The sequence below is a fragment of the Stieleria sp. genome (genome assembly GCF_041595215.1).
Classification (GTDB): Bacteria; Planctomycetota; Planctomycetia; order Pirellulales; family Pirellulaceae; genus Stieleria; species Stieleria magnilauensis.
Genome location: NZ_JBFHKV010001016.1, coordinates 1 through 3,115, shown reverse-complemented (window position 1 = coordinate 3,115; position 3,115 = coordinate 1). Strand labels below are relative to the sequence as shown.

Genomic DNA, 3,115 nt, shown 5'->3' with positions numbered 1-3,115 from the left:
TGCCTGGCGAAGTCTCCCCGCTGGAATTCGATGCGACGGACGTGGACCCGTTGCCACCGCCGATCGGTCAGACGCTGATCGATGCGGCACAGCTTCCCGCCGAAGGTCTGATCGAAGCGGACCAGTGACTCTCGACGCCTCTCCCGCTCTGCCGGGGACCGTTCGGATGCTCCTTGATTCCGGCGGGTTTTTGTCCACGTTTCTTTTGCGTAGTTGGTCTTCTTAGGCCTGGGATCGGTTTACGATGTATTCCACTTTCCCGCTTTGTCCGCCCGCCTAACGGGGCTTGTCTCCCTTCGGCACCCGAATCCTCCCGATCATGTCGCTCGCTTCCTCTCCCGCCAGACGCGAGCCGTCGCCCGAACAGGGGCGCGGCGACGCGACCGGATCGTTGCGCACCACTGCGGCGACGCCGAAGCGACCAAAACGCTGGCTGCTGCGGATCATTCTGCTCGTCTCCTTCGTGGGCATCCTGATCGGTGGGACGGTGGTTCTGCCGGGATTGCCTCTCACGACGGTCAATGGCCCGCACCTGACCCACACCATCTCACGCGGCGACTTGGTCGTCTCGGTGACCGAGCAAGGGACGCTGGAAAGCAGCAACAACACAGAAATCAAATGCCAGATCCGGGGATTCAGCACGATCATTTGGGTCGTCGAAGGCGGCACCGTTGTCCAGCCGGGTGACGAACTGGTGCGTTTGGATACCAAACGCATCGAGGACGCGATCGGAAAACACACGACCGACGCGCACATGGCCCGAGCGACCTATGAACGGACCAAGGCCGATGTGGCCAAGGCCGAAATCGCGATCGAAGCCTATCTGGAAGGATCTTACAAGACGCAACGACAGGGGCTGCAACAGCAACTAAAAATCGCTCAGTCCAACTTGGAAACCGCGCAGAAAATGCTCGGCCACAGCGAAGACATGTTTCGACGCGGTTACGTCAGCGAGTTGGAAGTGGAAGGCAACCGGTTCACGGTCAAGCAGGCCGAGTTGGAATTGGGGGTTCGCGAAACCGCGGTCATGGTGCTCGATAAGTACACCAAGGAGATGCAACTGGAAACACTTCGAGGCCAACTCCGGGCACAAAAGTCCAAGCTACTTGCCGACGAAGCCGGGTTGGCGATGGATGAAGGACGCCGCGACCGTGCCATCGGTGAGTTGGACCGTTGCGTGATCACTGCCGAGCGAAGTGGATTGGTCATTTATCCTTCTTCGGAGCAATGGAAAGAGACGCCGGACATCGCCGAGGGCAAGACGGTTCGCAAAGATCAGGTGTTGTTGTTGATGCCTGATCTGACGCAAATGCAAGTCAAGGTCGCGATCCACGAATCGCTGGTCGATCGCATCAAGAAAGGGTTGCCGGCGACGGTGAGTCTGCCTGATCTGTCTGTCCAAGGGACCGTCAAATCGGTCGCCACGGTTGCCGCGCCGGCCGGGTGGTGGACAGGCAACGTCGTCAAGTACGACACGATCGTCGATCTGCCGTCGGTAAACGGGCTCAAGCCGGGAATGACGGCCGCAGTCGAAGTCATCATGGCGACGCACCAGGATGTGCTGACCGTTCCCGTTTCCGCAGTGGTCGAAACCGCAGACGAATCCTTGTGTTGGGTCCAGACACCGACCGGATTTCAACGCCGCGTGGTGATGCTCGGCGACAGCAACGAAGTGTTCATCATCGTCGAATCGGGATTGAAAGAAGGCGACGAAGTGGTGCTCAATCCGCTGCAATTCGTCGACGAAGCGCAGGGCGAGGTGCGGCAAAAGTTTGACGACAGGAAGCCCGACGATGAGCGGATGACCGTCGAGGGAGAGCAGCATGTCTAAGTGGATCACACGCGGCATCTTTACCGTGCTGTTTCTTGCCATCCTCGGCACCGCCGGCAGCATGATGCTCTCGACGTCGTCGACCCAGGACAGCGGCCCCAAGCTGACGCATACCGTGTCCCGCGGGGGCATGAAAGTCACGGTGACCGAACAAGGCGTTCTGGAAAGTTCCGAAAACACCGAAATCAAATGCAAGGTGCGCGGACAGAACACGGTCATTTGGGTGATCGAAAACGGCACGCAAGTCAAGGAAGGCGACGTGCTGGTGCGGTTGGACACGCTGGAGATCGAAGACGCCATCAACGAACGGACCAAGTACGCCCACTGGTCACAGAGCGGTGCGGAATACTCCAAAGCCGAGGTGGCCCGCGCGACACTCGCGATCGACGAGTACTTGGAGGGACGCTATGTGTCGGAGTTGTTAACGCTGGAGAAAGATCTGGCGGTCGCCGAGTCCAATCTGCGTACGGCCAAGAACATGTTGTCGCACTCCAAACGCATGTCCGAGCGAGGCTACGTGAGCGAATTGGATGTCGAACAAAAAGAGTTCGCATTGACCCAGGCGGAACTGAACTTAAAAGCCACGAAGACACGCATCGAGGTGTTGAAGACGTATACCAAACAGATGGAGTTGGAAACGCTCAACGGCAATCTGAATTCGATCAAGGCGACACACGCTGCCAACGTCGAGCGTGCCGTCCTGGATGCCACGCGTCGCGATCAAGCACTCGAAGAATTCGAGCACTGCGTCGTCAAGGCGGAGAAAAGTGGTCTGGTGATCTATCCTTCAGCCGCCGCTTGGAAAAATTCTCCGGACATCGCCGAAGGCGCAACGGTGCACAAAGACCAGGTCCTGATGCTGATGCCCAACTTGTCCAAAATGCAAGTCAAAGTCGGCGTCCACGAATCCGTCGTCGACCGCATCGAGCCCGGCATGGATGCCACGGTGAGTTTGCCTGATCTGGAAATGGACGCGACCGTCTATTCGGTCGCTTCGGTGGCCCAGCCGACGGGTTGGTGGACCGGCAACATCGTCAAATATGACTGCATCATTCAGCTGCCATCGATCGCGGGGCTCAAGCCGGGCATGAGCGCGGAGGTTGAAGTCGTGATGGCTGACTACCAAGACGTGCTGACCGTTCCCGTCTCGGCCGTTCTGGAGACCGAGACCGAAACACTGTGCTGGGTCATGGTCGACGGCAAACCGCAGCGTCGTGTGATCACGCTCGGTGACAGCAACGATGTCTTCATCATCGTCGAAGAAGGACTCCGCGAAGGCGAGGA

At 58.5% G+C, this 3,115-nt stretch carries 2 protein-coding genes; both read left to right on the top strand.

Annotation, left to right across the window (positions count from 1 at the left end; genetic code table 11):
- Nucleotides 1-319: 319 nt before the first annotated feature.
- Nucleotides 320-1,831: an efflux RND transporter periplasmic adaptor subunit gene (locus ABX749_RS27460; protein WP_372898840.1), complete on the top strand. Its 1,512-nt coding sequence runs from the start codon at nt 320-322 to the stop codon at nt 1,829-1,831.
- Nucleotides 1,824-3,115 (top strand): efflux RND transporter periplasmic adaptor subunit (locus tag ABX749_RS27455; RefSeq protein WP_372898839.1); only part of this gene is annotated, 1,292 nt, incomplete at its 3' end. The genes ABX749_RS27460 and ABX749_RS27455, both read left to right, overlap by 8 nt.